This window comes from Chitinophaga polysaccharea (assembly GCF_902150045.1).
Lineage (GTDB): Bacteria > Bacteroidota > Bacteroidia > Chitinophagales > Chitinophagaceae > Chitinophaga > Chitinophaga polysaccharea_A.
In genome coordinates this window covers 2,067,729-2,086,360 of the sequence record NZ_CABFVU010000001.1, presented here as the reverse complement: position 1 = coordinate 2,086,360, position 18,632 = coordinate 2,067,729, and the positions used below count along the sequence as shown (strand labels likewise).

Genomic DNA, 18,632 nt, shown 5'->3' with positions numbered 1-18,632 from the left:
CGCTGTTGATGCCTGTTTATTCTTGTCCTGAAACAAACTTTAAACCTACAATTGAGCCTATTAACAGCATCAGGAAAAAAATGCGCAACATGGCAGCCGGCTCCTTAAAGAATATCATACCGGCAATAGCGGTACCGGCGGCGCCAATACCCGTCCACACGGCATAAGACGTGCCTATAGGTAGACCGCCATTAATCGCTTTATTCAAGAAGAAGAAGCTTAAACAGATACATACAGCAAAGCTCACTGATGGCCACAGCCTGGAAAAATTCTCAGAATATTTTAATGAAATAGTAAAGCCTATTTCAAACAGCCCGCCAATGACAAGGAATAACCAAGGCATAATTACTGAATTTAAAAAGTAAAAAAATATATGGAAATGTATGGGTATGAAAATGACCGCTCCCCGGGATCAGAGACCGTAATTAAACACCGCGTAAGCGATAGATATGCCGAATGAAGTAAAACGCATGCGGCAAAGGTAGCAAAAAGTTATCTAATCGATCCTGCGGAGCGCTTCCCGCTTACTGAGCGGCGCCAGTGGATAATTGTTCACAAACTTACGTACACTGCCCGGGTTGGTTTTGGCATATTCCCGTAAAGCCCAGCCAATGGCCTTTTGAATAAAAAATTCTTTTGAGTGGGCGCATTGTTTGATATAGCTGTATAACAGCAGTTCATTGGTATATTGCTTGTAAGCATTCTGATGTATAATAGCCGCCCTTTGCAACCACATATTTTCGCTGGCAATCCACTGATCGGTAACGGCAGGCCATACCTCAGGAAATTTTCTCAGCCAGGGCCCTGCAAGGAATGACACTGTGGAGTCTACACTGTCCCACCACGATTTATGAACTATCATGTACTCAAACAGGTGGATATCATTTATGGTCCAGTCTTTACGCAATAGCTGCATAAAATCAATAGCAGCATATTGATATTCACGTTCCGGTTTTTTCCACAGCGCTTTTACCAGTACGGGCATATCGTTGATGGCCGGCAATCCGTATTCCGCTTTCAGCCCTTTATTAATGAGGCGGCGTTCCGGTGTTTTAATGCCCAGATGCTCAAACTGATCACGCAAATACGCTTTCATGGTGATGGCGTAAGCCGGGTTGGCGGCCACTGTATATGCTTCTGTGATTAGTTTAAGGTAATTCATGCGCCCCTTAGCTTTTAGTGCCGATATAACGGTAAAGATTAAACGTTTTTTGCTGAAGCAGTTCCTGTATCTCCTGTTGAAGGATTTGTTTGGAAATATTTTTCATGCGCCGGTGTTGTATCAGCTGCCAGGCTTTTTCTGCCAGCAACAAAATATGCTTTTGTTGTTGATGGGAAACCAGGGAATGATGGTTTTCGATGGCCTGTATTATTTCGTGTATCCCTGACTGTTTGGTAGCTATCGACTTGATCACGGGGATCTCCCAATCGCCCTGATGCTTGCTGTGTGCCAGCAGCCGCAGGTTTTTCACAAAGGCGTCTGCATTATCCCTGTCGGCTTTGTTCACAATAAAGATATCCGCGATCTCCATCAGGCCTGCTTTCATGGTCTGGATCTCATCGCCGGCCTCCGGAACCACTACCACAACAGTGGTATCTGCCACACCGGCTATTTCCACTTCACTTTGCCCCACGCCCACGGTTTCAATAAAAAGATAGTCGAATGCTGCGGCCTTAATAAGGTCACTTACTTCAATGATTTTAGGGCTTAATCCTCCCAGGGCGCCCCTGCTGGCCATAGAGCGGATAAAAACGCGGGGGTGATTGAAGTGCTGGCCCATCCTGATCCGGTCGCCCAGCAGGGCGCCGAAATTGAAGGGCGACGAGGGGTCTACTGCTATGATAGCCACGCTTTTATCCTGTTCCAGCAATTGGGTAATGAGTGCATTTACCAGCGTGCTCTTTCCCGCACCGGGAGGGCCGGTAATACCTACCACTTTGGTATGATCACTCACGGGTATCTGTTCCAGCAGCTGTTCATATCCTGTTGCTTCATTTTCAACGAGGGAAATGCAACGGGCCAGTGATTTGATATTTCCGTTTAAGAGTCCGGGTATATACTGCTGGTACATTTTACTGTTTACAGAATTTGAAGAACAAAAATAAGGTATCCCGGTTTACGCGGTCAGTGAACGGTAAATATCCAGGTACTTGGCTCCTATTTCCTCCCATCTGAAGCTATCGGCGTGCTTTTTAAGCGCAGCCATAGGCTGGGTGGCATTATAATGGGCCATCCCTTTATTAAAAATGTCCTGCATGTAGGCAGGATCAAAATTTTTAAAATAGTAGGCCAGATCGCCGCCAATTTCGGGTAAGCTGGTTTTATCCGAGAGGAATACCGGTTTTCCGTAGTGCATAGCTTCTATTACAGGTATGCCAAAACCTTCAGCGATAGACGGAAATACAAAAGCGGAGCAGTTGCTGAAATACCAGTATTTGCTTTTTTCATCTATCGGACCAATAATTTTAACCCGGTCCTGAACGCCATAGAGCGCAGCTTCCTGCAGGATCTGTTTTTGATAGGTGGTATTGGCATTGCCGGCTATAATCAGTTCATAATCATTGTCTTTCAGCAACCGGGGAATAACATGGAAGTTTTTCTTGGGTAGAATAGTGCCGATGGTGAAAAGAAATGGCTGCGAGGGGCGGTAAAGCGGGGTATTGAATAACGGGAATGATTTTACATCACAACCATTATAAATTACGCTCAGCGGGGTATCTCCAATTTCGAGGTGCTGTAAAACATCTTCTTTTACATAATTCGATATTGTAATAATATGATCGGCTTTATTGATCATCCGCTGCACTTTTGCCAGCTGGCCCGATATTTTATATTTATAATTGGGTTTGTACAGGAAATTGAGGTCATGAATAGTCAATACACGTTTTATCTCCGGTGAAGCCGGGGTATAGTCGGATAACTGGTAAGTGGTATGCCAGAGCTGAATATCTTTTGAATAGGGCATCCACAGCTTATGCCATGCTTTTTGTTTGTAGTGTGCCTGGTTGGAGAAAAGCGTTTCCTTATAGGAAGGCAAATAGAAGTACAGCTCCTCGGGAGGAGCGATCAACTTCATTAAGGTTTGGCCAAGTTCGCTGCAATAAGTATATAGACCGTTGTTCGGATATTTCATTCTCTCACAGTCTATCACAAATCTTGGCATATTAATCGGTTTGAATAATTGTCAGGTATATATTTATATATAACTAAATGCTTAAGCGAAGATATTACAACTTTTTACGAAAAAGAGATAATTATCTTCCGGCGGTTTCCGGATAAATTTATCTTCCTGGCGTATATTGGTCGTCAGTCCGATGGTGAATAAAAAATACAGATGACGAATTTTATCTCCATATTTCCGCTTGGAATTGTAGTGTACCCGGGGGAGCAGTTGAATCTGCATGTTTTTGAGCCCCGGTACAAGCAATTAATTGCAGCCTGTTTGGCTGAGCAAAAGCCGTTTGGTATTCCAGTTGTAATAAATAAAAAAATTATGGAATATGGAACACTCGTGCAAATAAAAAAGGTAGAAAAAATATATGAAAGCGGGGAAATGGACATAATTACCGTTGGAGACAGTGTTTTTCGCATTTTGGAGCATGTTTCCACTATTCCTGAGAAATTATATGCCGGCGCTATTGTAAACTACCCCGAGAACAATGAGTCTGGCAATAGCCGGTTGCTGCAGGAAGTACTACATGGTATAAGGGAGCTGCATGCCATTCTCCAGATCCATAAATCATTCAAGAAAGACGATAGCGAGCTCAGCTCATACGATCTGGCGCATCATGCCGGGTTATCGATCGATGAAGAGTACGAGATGCTTCACCTTTTTTATGAAGCCCAGCGGCTGGAATACCTGAAGCGTCATTTGCACAAGGTTATCCCCATGATGGCGGAAATGGAAAGGCTGAAAGAGCGGGTGCTGTTGAACGGGCACTTCAGGAACTTATCTGCTGATAATTTATAGTTTGGGGTAAGACGCCCGCCTGGTCTGCTTTTCCTGCCAGGAGCACCGGAACTTTAACGTGCATTTAACAGGTGGTTTTTTGGTTTTTTTTGCTTCCCGCCTTAAAAAGTTGATATTTGCAGACCCATAATTTCAATGGAATAAGGGCTCAAACTCAATTCTGATACTAAATGCATTGGACAAAAGTCAGTATTCTTTGCCTGTTAGGAAGTTTTTTTCTGTTGGCAAATAAGGCTATCGCACAGGACAACTCACCATATTCCCGCTACGGATTAGGAGATCTGCATAATAACCAGAACACGGTAAACCGTGGAATGGGAGGGGTTTCCCAGGCGTATAGCGACCCTCAGTCAGTTAACTTTATCAATCCGGCCAGCTACTCCAGCCTGTTGCTCACTACTTTTGATGTGGGAGTGGAAGGCGGCGCCCGTTCTATTACAGACAAGGGAGCAAAGTTCAGTTCCGGGTTCGGTACCCTGTCCTACCTGCAGCTGGGTATTCCGCTGATCACCAACAAATGGGGATTAAACCTGGGGCTTCGCCCGGTAACAAGGGTATCCTATAATATCCAGGAATCACATAACGGTACTTTCTTTGATACGCTGAGGGTTCCGCTGACCAGCAAGTACGAGGGCAGCGGTGGTCTTTACCAGTTATATGCCGGTACAGGCGTACGTTTCGGTCATTTCAGCGTGGGGGTGAACCTCGGTTATCTTTTTGGTAATATAGAAAACAATACCCGCCTCGCTTTCCCCGATCCAAATGTATATGCTTCACACAGGATGTTCCGTACCACCTACAACAGCTTTTTTTACAAATTAGGGGTACAATACAGGGCTAAAGTGGCAAAAGATATGGACCTGACCTTTGGGGCCTCCGGAAGTTTGAAGCAAAATATGAATGCCCGCCAGGAAACACTCAACGAAACTGTACAGTTCGACGCATCTTCCAATAACTATATTACGCAGGATACTGTCAGTTACTCCAAAGGCGACCGGGGAACAGTAGTGTTCCCGGAAGAGTATGGAGCCGGTATCATGCTGCGTAAATTTGATAAATGGATGATCGGGGTTGACTTCAATTCAAGCCAGTGGGAGAATTATAAGAACTTCGGTAATAAAGATTCCCTGCAGAACTCCTGGAAGCTCGCCATCGGCGGACAGTTTGTGCCCAATGCCACGGCCCTGAGCGGTTATTGGAACCGGGTGGCATACCGCCTTGGAGGATATTACGGTAAAGATTACCTGCAGCTGGAAGGTGTAAATATGCCCACAATGGGCTTCACGGTAGGCGCCGGTTTACCTGTACGCCGCATGCCCTACTCCAATCAGTACAGCATGATCAACGTGGCATTTGAAATAGCTCACCGCGGCAACAACGAAACCGTGTTAAAAGAGAACATCTACCGTATATCACTCGGCTTTACCCTGAGCGATAAATGGTTTATCAAACGTAAATACGAATAACTTTTGCAGATATACATGCAGCGGAGATATAAGCTAAGTAAACACAGACTACGCTTATATCTCCGCTTCGTTTTTCAGGAAGCTGAAAGCTTATACTGAATTCCTATCTTTGAAGCATTATCCATTCAAATGATTAAAAGAACCATCTTATTTTTTATAATGGCCCTTGCCGTTAGCAGCTGTGAGAATGACATCGATGCTGTAATGGAGCTGGACTCAAAAAAGGCAGCCACGGAAAACGGACAGGATATTGTGATCATATTCAGCCAGGGGGGAAAGGTGAATGCAAAATTAACAGGACCTACAATGGAACGCGGCCTGGATAAGCCCACTTACGTGGCTTTTAATAACGGGCTGAAAGTGTTTATGTATAATGATTCCCTTGGACTGGAAAGCACCTTATCGGCCAAGAAAGGGAAATTTATGGAAGATGATGGAGATGTGTTTCTTTCAGACAGCGTGATTGTGATCAACAAGAAAGGAGAACGCCTGGATACAAAAGAATTGAACTGGGATCCGAAAAGAAAGATCTTTTATTCTACAAAAGAAGTGTTTATTAAAACGCCTACTGATTCGCTGCACGGATGGGGTCTGGAAGCCAACCAGGATTTCAGCGAGAAGAAGATATTAAAGGTAAGCGGGCCTATTACTGTGCAGGATAGTACCGCCACGCTCAACTGATATTACATAAATAACTATACGAAAGAACCCCACCTCTGCAGGTGGGGTTCTTTCGCTTTAACCTATTTTTTAACCTAAAATTTGGCCTTAAAAGTCAATAATTATGCCAGTTTGCCGTATTCCGGCCATTGTTTGTTACCGCTTATAACATTTAAGGAGAGGCCGGGAAAGCTTGTTCACTATAACGGGGATGGCTATATTAGGCAAAAAATTAGCACATGGAAACTATCAGCTGGCCCGATTTTGAAAAAGTAGAAATGAGAGTGGGCACTATCCTGGAAGCAAACGACTTTCCCAAAGCCCGTAATCCTTCTTACCAGTTAATTATTGATTTCGGTCCGGAAACCGGTATCAGGAAATCATCTGCCCAGATCACCCATCTTTACCGGAAAGAGGATCTTATTGGAAAGCAGGTTGTGGCGGTTGTGAACTTCCCCCCAAAGCAAATAGCCAACTTTATATCAGAATGCCTGGTGCTGGGTGCTGTGGGCGATAAAAAGGAAGTTGTGCTACTTGAGCCGGGCATGAAAGTGGCAAACGGGCAGCGCATAGCGTAATAAAATAGCCTGTAAAACTAGTATTTACATTGAATATCAGTTGTTAATAGATATTTAATATATATAATTATGATTGCTAATAATGTTATTATTAAAATAATATAATAAGTTATTATCCATTATCATCAGTTTACGAACAATAATACATCGTTCACGGAAATGAAATCTATACTAAAAACCGGCAGTATATCTTTGTTCCAGGTTTTTCATAGGATATGGTTAAAATTATTACAAGGGCGGTATTCTTACCAGCCCTTTTTTTATGTTTTCTCCCGGAAAAACCTCAAAATGGACAAAATAACTGTTTAAACACCTATTAAGGTTGACAATCAATTATTTGCGGGCTAAACCTCACATTGGAGCTTATCATGAAGTGTTTTTTGCCTTTATACGTTCACCTTCACTTTTCATACGTTTACCGGAAAAATTATATCATTCACTAGAATGCGCATCGCAGTGTGATAAAAATCGACCACCTTTGGTATAGGTTTTTCAATAAAGATATGGTTAAAATTTTTCGGGGCTGTAGTCTTGCAGCCCTGTTTCTTTTTCTGAAGTTCTATTTTTCCCTCTGCCTCCTTTCAACCCCGGTACTTCCCATAACACATAAAAATATTACGGCCTGACAAACAGATGCAGGTGTATTTATCTGTATGCCAGGCCGTAGCTTATTGATTTAGAATTAGTTATTTATTGAACTGCTCAGGAAAAGGTTTATCCAGCAGGTTATTATAGATAAAGCGGTAAGATTCACCGGAAGAATGCACACTTTTTAAGCCTCCCCATCCGTGGCGTTCGCCGGGATACAGCATAAATTCGAAATGCTTATTCAGATTCTCAAGTTTGTCGATCAGCTGGATACAGTTCTGCATATGCACATTATCGTCCATAGTGCCGTGCACAATACGGATCAGCCCTTTGTATCGGTCAGCGTAAGTTAACACAGAGGTGGCTTTATAGCCTTCAGGGTTCTCTGCCGGGGTGTCCATATAGCGTTCGGTGTAGTGGCTGTCGTATAGTTGCCAGTCGGTTACCGCGTAATTGGCCATACCATAGTTAAACACATCCGCGCCATAGGTGAGGGCCATACAGGTCATATAGCCGCCAAAGCTGCCACCCGTTATACATATTTTATTGCTATCAGCCCATGGTTGTGAACGGAGCCATTTTGCAGCGTCCATATAATCTTCGATTTCATACTTACCCAGCTGGCGGTGAATATAGTTCATACCCATTTTGCCCAGCTGGCCGCTGCTGCGGTTGTCTATGGCTACCTGGATCACTCCTTCCTGAGCCCACCACTGTTGTACATTGCCGTATTTCCAGGTATCGTATACCGTACCTGCGTTGGGGCCGCCATAAATGCTGATCAGGACAGGGTATTTTTTACCAGGTTCCATATGCAGGGGCATAGTAATGGTAAGTGGCAGTACCAGCCCATCGCGGGTTTTATAGGTTTGCAATGATGTTTTCGCAAGATTGAAATCATCAAACCTGGCCCCTTTGCTGTTGCCCAGCTCCCTTATCAGTTTACCGTTATTATCCAGCAGAGCCATTTTTGAGGGTGTTTGCAGGTTGGAATAGGTGGTAATAAAGTATTTGCCTCCGGGCGCCAGTTTGATCACATTATTATAGTTGCCATTGGTCAGGCGGGTTAATGCGCCTGTTTTCATGCTCACTTTATACAGGTCGAAGCGAGTAGAGGCCTCTTTGCGGGCAGTGAAATATACCAGTTGATTTTTTTCGTCTATCTGTAATACTTCTTTCACTGTCCAGTTACCGGAGGTAAGTTGCTTCTTAAGGGAGCCATCCATGTTATGGAGATAAAGATGCGACCAGCCGGTTTTATCGCTTTGCAACAAAAAGCCCTGGTTATTTTTCAGGAAGGGAACGGCGTCAAACCAATCGATCCATGTTTTCTGTTTTTCGTCATAGATCTCCTTTTTGGCGCCGCTTTGCGGGTTGATGCTATATATTTTCAGGTTATCCTGTCCGCGGTTCATCCATTGCATCCACAGTTGGCGGCTATCTTCTGTCCAGAAAGGCATACCGAAGTACTGATCGTCATTTTCGTTGAAGTCGGCCCAAATGGTAGGGCCGCCGGTAACCGGTACCACGCCTACTTTCACGGTGGGGTTGGGATCCCCGGCTTTAGGGTAACGGGTGTTTTCCAGATAGCCGTGCTGTCCTTTCTCGCTGTAAATAGGGAATACGGGTACTTTGGAATCGTTAAAGTGCATATAAGCGATCTGCCGGCTGTCGGGGCTCCACCAGAAAGCCCGGTAATGTGTGGGCCTGCCGAGGATCTCTTCGTAATATACCCACGATGCCCATCCGTTATAAACTACATCAGAGCCATCGGTCGTATAGCGGGTTTCTTTTTTGGTGGCTACTTCCACGCTGTAAAGGTCATTGTTCCGGGTAAAAGCCACATATTTTCCGTCGGGTGAAAGCGTCGGATTTTTTTCTTCTGCGGCATCGTTTGTTAAACGGGTAGTATTGCCATCTGCTGCTTTATAAAAAACATCTTTCTCACGTATCTCCACACTGGGGCCATCTACAGGTGCTGTATAAACCGTTGCTTTGCCGGTACGGGCATCTACTGACCATGCCTGCATGCGGCTGGTTGCCGCATCAGGGCGCATTTCGAGGTAGTGTTCCCCGTCTGCCCAATCACGGATAGCCGGTAATGGCTGGGTAATATTGGTAGCCTGGCCTTTAAAAGCCTGTTCAAAAGTAAGATCCTGCTTTTGCTGGGCTTTTATACAGGGAGCAGTGAGCAGCAATAAGCCTGCACTGCAGATAGTGGTTGGTTTTAACCATTGTTCGCTTCTCATCATTTGTAGATATCAGGTGGTTGTTTTGTTGTAGTTAGCGGACGAAAATAAGCATAACTAAAAAATAGCGGTTACAATTTACACAAACGGGTAACGCCCGCAAACCGGCAACAGGTCAAATACTGCCAGATATGAAAGATTTCCGGGCAACGGTTAGTTTGGGGCTGTAAATAGCAGTGGAAGCGGTTATCTTTAATATGGTTTTCATAGGATATGGTCAAAAAATAAGAGGGCTGTAGTCTTACAGCCCTTTTTACTATTTTTGCACTCCATTAGTGCAATTAAATTACTACATGACACAATTATCTGAGCAAGAGATTATACGCCGGGAAAAATTACAGGAACTGCATAACTTAGGTATAGACCCCTACCCTGCAGCTGAATACCCGGTTAATGATACTTCCGTGAACATAAAAGCCAATTATTCGGAAGAAACAAAAGAGAAATTCCAGGAAGTATGCCTGGCAGGCCGTATCATGAGCGTTCGCGACATGGGTAAGGCGGCATTTGCCGCTATCCAGGACAGCGTGGGCCGCATCCAGGTATATATTCGCAGGGACGATATCTGCCCGGGAGAAGATAAATCGATGTACGACACCGTATTCAAGAAACTGCTGGATATCAGCGACTTTATAGGGGTTAAAGGCTATGCTTTTATCACCAAAACGGGTGAAACTTCCATTCATGCAAAGGAAATCACCATCCTGTCCAAATCACTGCGCCCCCTGCCGGTGGTAAAAGCCAAAGAAGGAGAAGTATTTGACGAGGTAACAGATCCGGAATTCAAATACCGCCAGCGTTATGCCGACCTGGTAATTAACCCGGAAGTAAAAGAAGTGTTTATTAAACGCACCCGGATCATGCAAACGATCCGCGACTTCTACAACAACCTGGGGTACCTGGAAGTGGAAACGCCTATCCTGCAGCCGATTCCCGGCGGCGCTACTGCCCGTCCGTTTATCACGCATCACAATGCGCTGGATATGCCTCTTTATCTTCGTATAGCCAATGAATTGTACCTGAAGCGCCTCATCGTGGGCGGTTTTGAAGGAGTATATGAGTTTGCAAAGGATTTCCGCAACGAGGGAATGGACCGTACGCATAACCCGGAATTTACCGTAATGGAAATGTATGCGGCCTATAAGGATTACGAATGGATGATGCGCACCACAGAGTCGCTGCTGGAAAAAATTGCCATTACCTTACACGGTACCACCCTTGTACAGGTAGGCGATAAAACCATCGATTTTAAAGCGCCGTTCCGCCGGGTATCCATGTATGAAGCCATACAGGAGCATACCGGTTTTGATATTGCCGCTATGGATGAGGCACAGCTGCGTGATGTGTGTAAACAGCTGGGCATCCATGTAGACGCTAAGTTCGGCAAAGCCAAACTGATAGATGAAATTTTTGGTGAAAAATGCGAAGGCAACTATATCCAGCCAACCTTTATTACCGATTACCCGGTGGAAATGAGCCCTCTCACCAAAAAGCACCGCAGCAAAGCAGGCCTGGTAGAACGTTTTGAGCTGATGGTAAACGGTAAGGAAATTGCCAATGCCTATAGTGAGCTGAATGATCCTATTGATCAGCGTGAGCGCTTTGAAGAACAGGTGAAGCTGATGGAGCGTGGCGATGATGAAGCCATGTATATTGACTACGACTTCCTGCGCGCCCTGGAATATGGCATGCCGCCTACTTCAGGTATCGGTATAGGTATTGATCGTTTAACCATGCTGATGACCAACCAGCCATCTATCCAGGATGTGCTCTTCTTCCCGCAGATGAAGCCGGAACAACAGAAATAGGATCATCTTTATAAAATAAAAGAAGGCGAATGGCTACGGTCATTCGCCTTTTTGCTTTATACAGGGTAAATGTGGCATTAAATTTTCATTAAGCGTTCATATACCAATGCACATCGTTAACTTTAAGTAGTGCTTATTAGTATCTTAAAATTAGCCCATATGAAAACAATATTAGTACCCACTGATTTTTCTGATACCGCTTATAATGCCGCTACCTACGCTATTGCGCTGGGAAACAGTTTAGGCGCCACCCGCATTGTATTGTACCACGCATATGAGCTGATCGTACCTATCCCGGATGTACCCACTATGATCCCGATGGTAAACCCGGAAGATCTGAGAGCTGCCAGCCTGGAAGGTTTGGAGAAAATGAAAAGGGAACTGGCGCCCCTGGCCGGGGAAGGAACCACGCTGCTTATGCGGGCAGACAATACCCTGCTGGCGGCAACTATTGAAGATGTATGTAAAAATGAAGGGGTAGACCTGATTGTGATGGGCATCACCGGTGGCAGTAAACTGGAGGAAGTGCTGGTGGGCTCCAATACGATCGATGTAGTGAAGAATACCAGCTACCCGGTGCTGATAGTACCAGGATCCGCAAAGTATAAACACATAGAAAAGATAGTTTTTGCGGCAGACCTGCGGAAGGTGGCAGATACCACACCGGTAGAACCATTGAAAAAATTACTACATATTTTTAATGCGGAACTGCATGTGATCAATATAGACCACGAAAGCCGTCATTTCAGTACCGATACGCCTTTTGAAACATTAATGCTGGATACGCTGCTGGAAGATTTCCACCCGGAATATCATTTCATTGATAATCCCAATGTGGTAGCTGGTATTGCAGAATTTGCCGAAGAAAACAAAGCCGACCTGATTCTCACCATTCCTAAAAAGCATGGGCTATTTGAAGGTATTTTTAAACGCAGCCGTACTTCCAAACTGGCGTATCAAACACATATACCACTGTTGACTTTACACGAATAATTTATACTTTTGAAAGATATTAATATTTATAATAACACTATGTTTAAACGTTCATTATTGGTACTGCTGGGCTTATTCAGCCTGCAGGCAACTCAGGCCCAGCTGCTGAAGAAACTGGGTAAACAACTGGAAACCGCTACCAACAAAAGTAGCAGTACAGGTACCGGCAGTGGTACTTCTATTGCGGGTTTAACAGAATCTGATGCCGGTTCTGCCATCAAAGAGGCGCTCTCAAAAGGCGTGGCTGCCGGTATTGCAAAGCTTAATAAAAAGGATGGTTTTTTTGGAAGCGACATATACAAACTGTTGCTGCCGGAAGATGCGGTGAAAATCGGTAATACCCTGCGGGCCATCGGCTTGGGTAGCCAGGTAGATAAGGCCATCCTGCAAATTAACCGTTCTGCTGAGAAGGCCGTTGGTTATGCAGCCCCTATTTTTGTAGGCGCTATCAAACAAATGACCCTCACCGATGCGCTAAACCTGGTAAAAGGCGGCAATACATCTGCCACTGATTTCTTTAAAAGCAAAACAACAGATTCCCTGAAAACCGCGTTCCGGCCGGTGATCAAGAAAACGTTGGACAGCACCAGCGCCACCCGTTATTATGCAGATATCGTAAATAACTACAACAAGCTGCCTACTACCTTCAATAAAGTAAATCCCGACCTGCAGGATTACGTAACCACTATGGCGGTAAATGCTTTATTTGACCAGATAGCAAAAGAGGAGCTGGCCATCCGTGCCAATCCTGCTGCAAGAACAACAGACCTGCTGAAGAAAGTTTTCGGCGCCAAATAATATCAACAGCATAAAAAGAAAGGGTCGGAGATCATGATCTCCGACCCTTTCTTTTTATGATTTATAACGCTAATAGCTGCCTGCCAGCAATATTTGCCATGCTGCCGCTACGTTCCCCTCATCCAGTAATTTCTTTGCATAATAATGCAGTTCCTTTTCCATTTCATCCGGTGTTACACTGTAGTACTGGATAATGTTTTTGAGATGATCATCATGGAAGGTGGCATCTACAAAAGGCACTTCATGAACATTGCCCAGTTGCCCCAGGTTGTTGCCGGTAAGGATACGGCTGTTCCGGATGGCCAACGGCAACGCATCTACGCCGATGCCTAGTTTCGTATTGGGTTTAGCCACCTCGAAAACGGCATCGCCGGAGGCGCGGCAATAGTAATCACCTCCCATACGGGCCACCAGGTCTATTTTATGCGGATCTATTTTGCCGTGGCTATCCAGTATGTTTTCATTGATATGCAGCATTACCGGTTCGCAGATCACCAGGTTGCCGGCGCCGCCACCCTGCCCTGTTTCAATGATTTGTTTAACAATACATTCCATTTGCACCGGGCTTTCCTTTACCCGGAACGGCTGTACTTTTTCCGATTTCAGCGCGGTAAATCCTGCTTTTTCAAATTCATTTACACCTGCCGGGTACTCGCAACTCGATAAAGAAGCCTGCTGCACCATGTTGTAGCTAACCACGTTGATCACTACTTCTTTTGTGGCGTATACATTTTCCAGTGTATGCTTTACCGTATTGTCGCGCACACGGCGTGAAGGGGAAAAGATCAGCGTTGGCGGATTTGAGCCAAACACATTAAAGAAGCTGAACGGCGACAGGTTAGGTTGACCGCTGGCATCGATAGTGCTGGCAAAGCAAATAGGACGGGGTGCTATTGCCCCCAGGAGGTAAGCATGTAGCTCACTTGTTTTCACCTGTGATGGATCTATCTGCATGGTTATGCTTTTTTCTTAAGTGCCAGCAGGGAGAAGTCGGTATCTTCTTTTACGATGGTATTGGATAAAATACCTAAACCGGATACTTCCATTTCCACTACATCGCCGGGTTGCAGCCATTGTTCTGTGTAATCGGGGTTATTCAGTTTGCCCGTACCATTCAGTTCCAGGAAGCAGCCGGTACCTACCGTGCCGCTGCCGATAATATCGCCGGGGAGAATATTTACCCCATAGGCACAGCGTTCCACTATTTCGGCGAAGGTCCAGTCCATATCGGCCATATTCCCTTCACTTACAGGGATGCCATTTACCTTACAGGTCATTTTCAGGTTAAAGTTATTGCCGGTATGCCCATCTTTTGCCGGCACTTTCAGGTGTTCCAGTTCATCGGCCGTTACCAGCATGGGGCCTACCACCGTACTGAAATCCTTTCCTTTTGCGGGCCCCAGGTTAAGCAGCATTTCTTCCATCTGCAGGGTGCGTGCGCTCATATCGTTCATGATCATGTATCCGCCTATATAATCGTCTGCTTCAGCAGCTGTGATATTGCGGCCTGCTTTACAGATAACAATGGCTACTTCCAGTTCAAAATCCAGTTTTTCGAAATGGTCGGGCATACACACTATTTCGCCAGGTCCCTGGATGGCGTTATGATTGGTAAAATAGAAGATCGGGTATTGATCGAACTCCGGGATCATAGGCACCTTGCGGTTACGCCTTGCTGCGGCTACATGCTGCCGGAATGCGTATCCATCCCTGCAGGAAGTAGGGAATGGCACGGGCGAAAGCAATTGTACGCTGTTTACGGGAATACCGGTAGCAGAGCCGGGGTGTTTACCTTCCTTCAGGAGGGCATCGGTCCGTTTGGCGATCTCTATCACCTCTTCCCACATCATGAGGAACATGCCCATGTTGTTAGGCAGATCGGGATGCAGTTCCTGTGTATTGTATAACAAACCGTTTACCAGGATGGCCAGCTGGTCTGTTTCTTCTCTTAAATAACTTACTAGTTTCATGGTTTGGTAATTGTTCTGGTTGTATGAAGGATCAAATATAAGAATGGCGGTTAAAAGCAATGGCTATTTTTTTGCCTGCCGGCGAATTACTTTATATTTATAAGCAGAACCACCAATATGCGTTGCCGTTTGCTGCTATTCCTGATGTATGGCCAGTTATTAACTGTGCAGGGCCAGTCCCGCACAGATACGCTGCTGAAAAACCTGCTGGACCGCGAGGCTTCACCGGCGCTCCGGCATATCCTGCAATATCCTGATTCATTCCGTTACCAGCTTATTTATACGCAAATTGACCGGGATGCCCGTAACCGCCCGCATTTTAAAAGTTATTACCTGGAGGTAGACGGCGGTAAATATTTTAACCCCGCCAGTACTGTGAAGCTACCTATTGCTTTGCTGGCGCTGGAAAAGATGCATCAGCTTAAGGTGCGGGGGCTTCACCGGAACACGACCATGCTTACAGACAGCGCCTGGCAGGGCCAGGTAACCGTGCATACAGACAGCTCGGCAGCGAATTTGCTGCCATCTGTAGAGCATTATATCAAAAAAATATTCCTGGTCAGTGATAACGACGCCTACAACAGGTTGTATGAATTTGTGGGTCAGCGAACCATCCACGAAAAACTATGGGCAAAAGGATATAAGGATGTGCGCATTGTGCGCCGGTTTATGCCGCTTACGGAAGAAGAGAACAGGCATACCAATCCCATACGTTTTGTGGATAACGGGAAGCTGGTATACGAACAACCAGCAGCTTACAACAACCAGATATTCGATTTCAGCAGGGAAGTAAAGCTGGGACGTGCTTACCTGGATAAAAACGACAGGCTGGTGTTTACGCCCATGGATTTTACCAAACATAATAACCTGCCGTTGATGGATTTGCAGCAAATGTTGCAGTCGGTGCTGTTTCCTGCCAGTGTACCGCTATCGCAGCGGTTTGATATAACGGAAGATGATTACCGTTTTTTATACCGCTATATGTCGCAATACCCGTCAGAAACCCTTTGGCCGAAGTATGACACTGCCGAGTATTATGACAGCTACACTAAATTCTTTTTTTTCAAGGCAGGGAAGAAAAACATTCCGCCGTATATACGTGTATTTAATAAAGCCGGCTGGTCGTACGGTTTTCTTACGGATGCAGCCTATATTGTCGACTTTAAGCATGGAGTGGAGTTTATGCTGACCGGTAACATTTACGTGAACCGGGACGGTGTTTTAAATGATAATAAATATGAATATGAAGAAGAGGGGCACCCATTTTTTAAAGAAGTGGGGGAAATAATTTACCGGTATGAATTACAGCGGAAGCGGAAACACCGGCCTGATCTGCATAATTTCAGGATAAACTATAAAGAATGACAGGGAACAGGATAAATAGAATTTATAGCCTTATAGAGTGATATAGTGAGCGAAATAATCTACGAACGTTGTATTTTTGCGTTCGATAATGACAGCCATCTTCAAAATGCGCATCATTTTTGAGGCGGCTGCCAGGGTAAATAAGGAAGGTTTTATTCATGTCCCGTAACTGCACTCTAAAATTTGGGAGCTATGAAGTTTGAAAAGATTAAGAACAAAGGACAGGCAAGATTATTTGAAAGCCAGTATCTTGAGATGCTTACCAAAACGCATCCATTGGTGATCTGGGGGCTCTATCTGCCCATTATTGGCTATATGCTCTATTATAGCCACAACACCTTAGGTTTTACACCCGGTACAGTTGTAGCTATATTCGTTGGGGCCATGTTATTCTGGTCGTTTTTTGAGTATCTCATGCACCGCTTTTTGTTTCACTTCGCAAGTGATAACCCCAGGGTGCAGCGTTTCATTTACGTAATGCATGGTAACCACCATGAGTACCCGAGAGACAAGCAGCGTTTATTTATGCCTCCGGTGCCCAGCCTGATACTGGCTTCCGCCATCTTCGGCATGCAGTATATCTTCCTGCGTGAAATCACATTTATGTTTTTCCCTGGCTTTATCCTGGGATACCTGATCTATGGAAGCATGCACTATGCCATTCATGCGTGGAATCCGCCACTGAAGTTTATGAAGCCATTGTGGCGTAACCACCATCTTCACCATTATAAGAGCGAGGATAAGGGCTTTGGAGTGAGTTCTTCTGTATGGGATCATGTATTCGGTACTTTCTTCGACCTGGAAAAGGAAAAAGAAGATAAGGAAAAAGTGAAGGAACTGACATTTTAAGTTTTTAAAGAAGAAGGGGTGATGCTTACGCGTCACCCCTTCTTCTTTTACCATCTTTCTTCATCGTCGGGCAAATCATGTTGTTTGTATGTGGCCCGGGATGTTATTTTTTGCAGTTGCCTTTCAATAATCAGTGCGGCAATGGCCTTATACGGATCCTCTCCTGTAGTTGCCGCGTCCTCCAGTATTCCTTTTACTTTTTTTTCCGCCACATCAGTACGGTACAGCAGGAAGATGAACCTGGAGAAATCTTCGCTGATGAGCTGTTGTAGTTTGCCCGCGAGTATCTCCCACAGTTGTTCATAACTAACATTCACGGGCACACTTATTTCAAAGTTGTCCTGTGCCCATGCGGCTGTTTCCCGGAGATATTGCGCTGGCAGTGCAGTCATTACTTCATCTGTTTTATTTTATACGATGCATTGGTAACTACCTTTACCGGTACTTTCAGGTCGTGCTTAATACGTTTTGCCTTATCCGCTTTATAGGTATAGTTGCCAGACATCTCGGTGTTTTGTACGCAGATGCCTGGTAAGCCGCTGCTGCGGTTAATCAGGTAGTTGGAAGAGGTAGTGCCGCTGATCTCTGCGGTAGCTTTGATGCCATCGTCAAGGGTGAGCATTTGCACCTTATCTGTGTTGATTTTAGAAGTGCCGCCAACTTTGGCGGTTTGTGCATCCCAGGTTTGCAGGTTCCAGTAAAGGTCTATCCGGCCTACAAGCCCGCCACGCAGCGGTACATTTTCTTCCCATTGCGTACCGGTTTTAATGCCATGGGCGGGATACATGATGAGCAGCTGTTCCAGCCAGCTTTGGAAAGCTTCTGTTCCAAACTGGTCTTTCATCAGTTTTTTATAGGCTTCCTGTTCATCTTTTTTAAGCGAGCTGAAAGCGCTGGATGCGTTGTCCAGTATGCCTTCCAGGCCGTCTATTTTATTGATGATCCCGGTGGACTGAACTTCTACGGTGAAGGGTTGGTCCAGTACTTTTTTCAGGCCGGCCTGAAAGGGTTCTTCCTGTTTGGTGACCTTTGCATCTACGAAGATGTTCTGATTTTTGGCGTTGAAATTGAACTTAAGATCTTTATAGCGAAAGGTGAGCGTGGTTTTGCCCGGCTCCACGGCTGTTACTTCCATCGCAATAATGTTGTTATAATCGCGGGTGGTCCGTTGCACTACTTCATTTACCGTCATATAGGTTTCGCTCCGGCTCTTTTGTTCCAGTTCAAACAGTTCGCCTTTATTGAAAGTATATTTCAGATCCACATATTCCTGTGCTTTAACGGATAAAGACAGTGTTACTACCATTGCAATCAGTCCCAGGATTCTTTTCATTATC

The 18,632-nt window shown here is 45.1% G+C and carries 17 protein-coding genes and 1 pseudogene; 9 read left to right on the top strand and 9 right to left on the bottom strand.

The features are described from left to right. Nucleotides 1–16: 16 nt before the first annotated feature. From FN124_RS08445 to FN124_RS08430, 4 genes are all read right to left on the bottom strand, one after another. The gene (locus FN124_RS08445) at nt 17–343 is read right to left on the bottom strand and encodes a DMT family transporter (RefSeq protein WP_142684291.1); all 327 of its coding nucleotides are present in this window, start codon (nt 341–343) and stop codon (nt 17–19) included. Between the two features lie 153 nt (nt 344–496). Beyond that, nucleotides 497–1,162 carry a DNA alkylation repair protein gene (locus FN124_RS08440; RefSeq protein ID WP_142684290.1) on the bottom strand — a complete coding sequence of 222 codons (666 nt, stop codon included), beginning with the start codon at nt 1,160–1,162 and terminating at the stop codon, nt 497–499. Between the two features lie 7 nt (nt 1,163–1,169). Next, the gene (gene meaB, locus FN124_RS08435; RefSeq protein WP_142684289.1) at nt 1,170–2,072 is read right to left on the bottom strand and encodes a methylmalonyl Co-A mutase-associated GTPase MeaB; all 903 of its coding nucleotides are present in this window, start codon (nt 2,070–2,072) and stop codon (nt 1,170–1,172) included. Nucleotides 2,073–2,117: 45 nt separating this feature from the next. Continuing rightward, the gene (locus tag FN124_RS08430; RefSeq protein WP_142684288.1) at nt 2,118–3,164 is read right to left on the bottom strand and encodes a glycosyltransferase family 4 protein; all 1,047 of its coding nucleotides are present in this window, start codon (nt 3,162–3,164) and stop codon (nt 2,118–2,120) included. 171 nt (nt 3,165–3,335) lie between these two features. On the opposite strand from FN124_RS08430, the gene FN124_RS08425 reads away from it, so the two are divergent. The 4 genes from FN124_RS08425 (at nt 3,336) to FN124_RS08410 (ending at nt 6,675) form a co-directional block, all read left to right on the top strand. After that, nucleotides 3,336–3,971: an LON peptidase substrate-binding domain-containing protein gene (locus FN124_RS08425; protein WP_142684287.1), complete on the top strand. Its 636-nt coding sequence runs from the start codon at nt 3,336–3,338 to the stop codon at nt 3,969–3,971. A 170-nt stretch (nt 3,972–4,141) separates the two neighbouring features. After that, the gene (gene bamG, locus FN124_RS08420; protein ID WP_142684286.1) at nt 4,142–5,437 is read left to right on the top strand and encodes a BamG family beta-barrel-assembly machinery protein; all 1,296 of its coding nucleotides are present in this window, start codon (nt 4,142–4,144) and stop codon (nt 5,435–5,437) included. Between the two features lie 129 nt (nt 5,438–5,566). After that, nucleotides 5,567–6,118, top strand: a complete 552-nt coding sequence (lptC, locus tag FN124_RS08415) for an LPS export ABC transporter periplasmic protein LptC (protein ID WP_142684285.1) — start codon at nt 5,567–5,569, stop codon at nt 6,116–6,118. A gap of 218 nt (nt 6,119–6,336) precedes the next feature. After that, nucleotides 6,337–6,675: a tRNA-binding protein gene (locus FN124_RS08410; protein ID WP_142684284.1), complete on the top strand. Its 339-nt coding sequence runs from the start codon at nt 6,337–6,339 to the stop codon at nt 6,673–6,675. A gap of 686 nt (nt 6,676–7,361) precedes the next feature. On the opposite strand, the gene FN124_RS08405 is transcribed toward FN124_RS08410, so the two are convergent. After that, the gene (locus FN124_RS08405; protein WP_142684283.1) at nt 7,362–9,512 is read right to left on the bottom strand and encodes a S9 family peptidase; all 2,151 of its coding nucleotides are present in this window, start codon (nt 9,510–9,512) and stop codon (nt 7,362–7,364) included. A gap of 293 nt (nt 9,513–9,805) precedes the next feature. Between FN124_RS08405 and lysS the strand changes: the two genes are divergently transcribed. The 3 genes from lysS to FN124_RS08390 all read left to right on the top strand — a co-directional run bounded on the left by lysS (nt 9,806) and on the right by FN124_RS08390 (nt 13,111). Beyond that, on the top strand, nt 9,806–11,320 hold the full coding sequence (gene lysS / locus FN124_RS08400; RefSeq protein ID WP_142684282.1) for a lysine--tRNA ligase: 1,515 nt from the start codon (nt 9,806–9,808) through the stop codon (nt 11,318–11,320). A 159-nt stretch (nt 11,321–11,479) separates the two neighbouring features. Continuing rightward, nucleotides 11,480–12,313 (top strand): universal stress protein, encoded by an 834-nt coding sequence (locus FN124_RS08395; protein WP_142684281.1) that lies wholly within the window; start codon nt 11,480–11,482, stop codon nt 12,311–12,313. 39 nt (nt 12,314–12,352) lie between these two features. Next, the gene (locus FN124_RS08390) at nt 12,353–13,111 is read left to right on the top strand and encodes a DUF4197 domain-containing protein (protein ID WP_142684279.1); all 759 of its coding nucleotides are present in this window, start codon (nt 12,353–12,355) and stop codon (nt 13,109–13,111) included. 513 nt (nt 13,112–13,624) lie between these two features. Here the strand turns inward: FN124_RS08390 and FN124_RS31730 are convergent. Continuing rightward, nucleotides 13,625–14,065, bottom strand: a pseudogene (locus FN124_RS31730) (flavin reductase family protein); the annotation flags it as partial. Between the two features lie 2 nt (nt 14,066–14,067). Beyond that, nucleotides 14,068–15,081 (bottom strand): fumarylacetoacetate hydrolase family protein, encoded by a 1,014-nt coding sequence (locus tag FN124_RS08380; protein ID WP_142684277.1) that lies wholly within the window; start codon nt 15,079–15,081, stop codon nt 14,068–14,070. Between the two features lie 117 nt (nt 15,082–15,198). Between FN124_RS08380 and FN124_RS08375 the strand changes: the two genes are divergently transcribed. Both FN124_RS08375 and FN124_RS08370 read left to right on the top strand, forming a co-directional pair. Beyond that, nucleotides 15,199–16,446 carry a serine hydrolase gene (locus tag FN124_RS08375; protein WP_142684275.1) on the top strand — a complete coding sequence of 416 codons (1,248 nt, stop codon included), beginning with the start codon at nt 15,199–15,201 and terminating at the stop codon, nt 16,444–16,446. Nucleotides 16,447–16,638: 192 nt separating this feature from the next. Beyond that, nucleotides 16,639–17,295: a sterol desaturase family protein gene (locus FN124_RS08370; protein ID WP_142684274.1), complete on the top strand. Its 657-nt coding sequence runs from the start codon at nt 16,639–16,641 to the stop codon at nt 17,293–17,295. Nucleotides 17,296–17,342: 47 nt separating this feature from the next. On the opposite strand, the gene FN124_RS08365 is transcribed toward FN124_RS08370, so the two are convergent. Both FN124_RS08365 and FN124_RS08360 read right to left on the bottom strand, forming a co-directional pair. After that, nucleotides 17,343–17,687 carry a hypothetical protein gene (locus FN124_RS08365; RefSeq protein WP_142684273.1) on the bottom strand — a complete coding sequence of 115 codons (345 nt, stop codon included), beginning with the start codon at nt 17,685–17,687 and terminating at the stop codon, nt 17,343–17,345. Continuing rightward, complete coding sequence (locus tag FN124_RS08360) at nt 17,687–18,628, bottom strand: DUF6263 family protein (protein WP_142684272.1); 942 nt, start codon at nt 18,626–18,628, stop codon at nt 17,687–17,689. Before FN124_RS08360 ends, FN124_RS08365 begins: the two co-directional genes overlap by 1 nt. Nucleotides 18,629–18,632 lie beyond the last annotated feature (4 nt).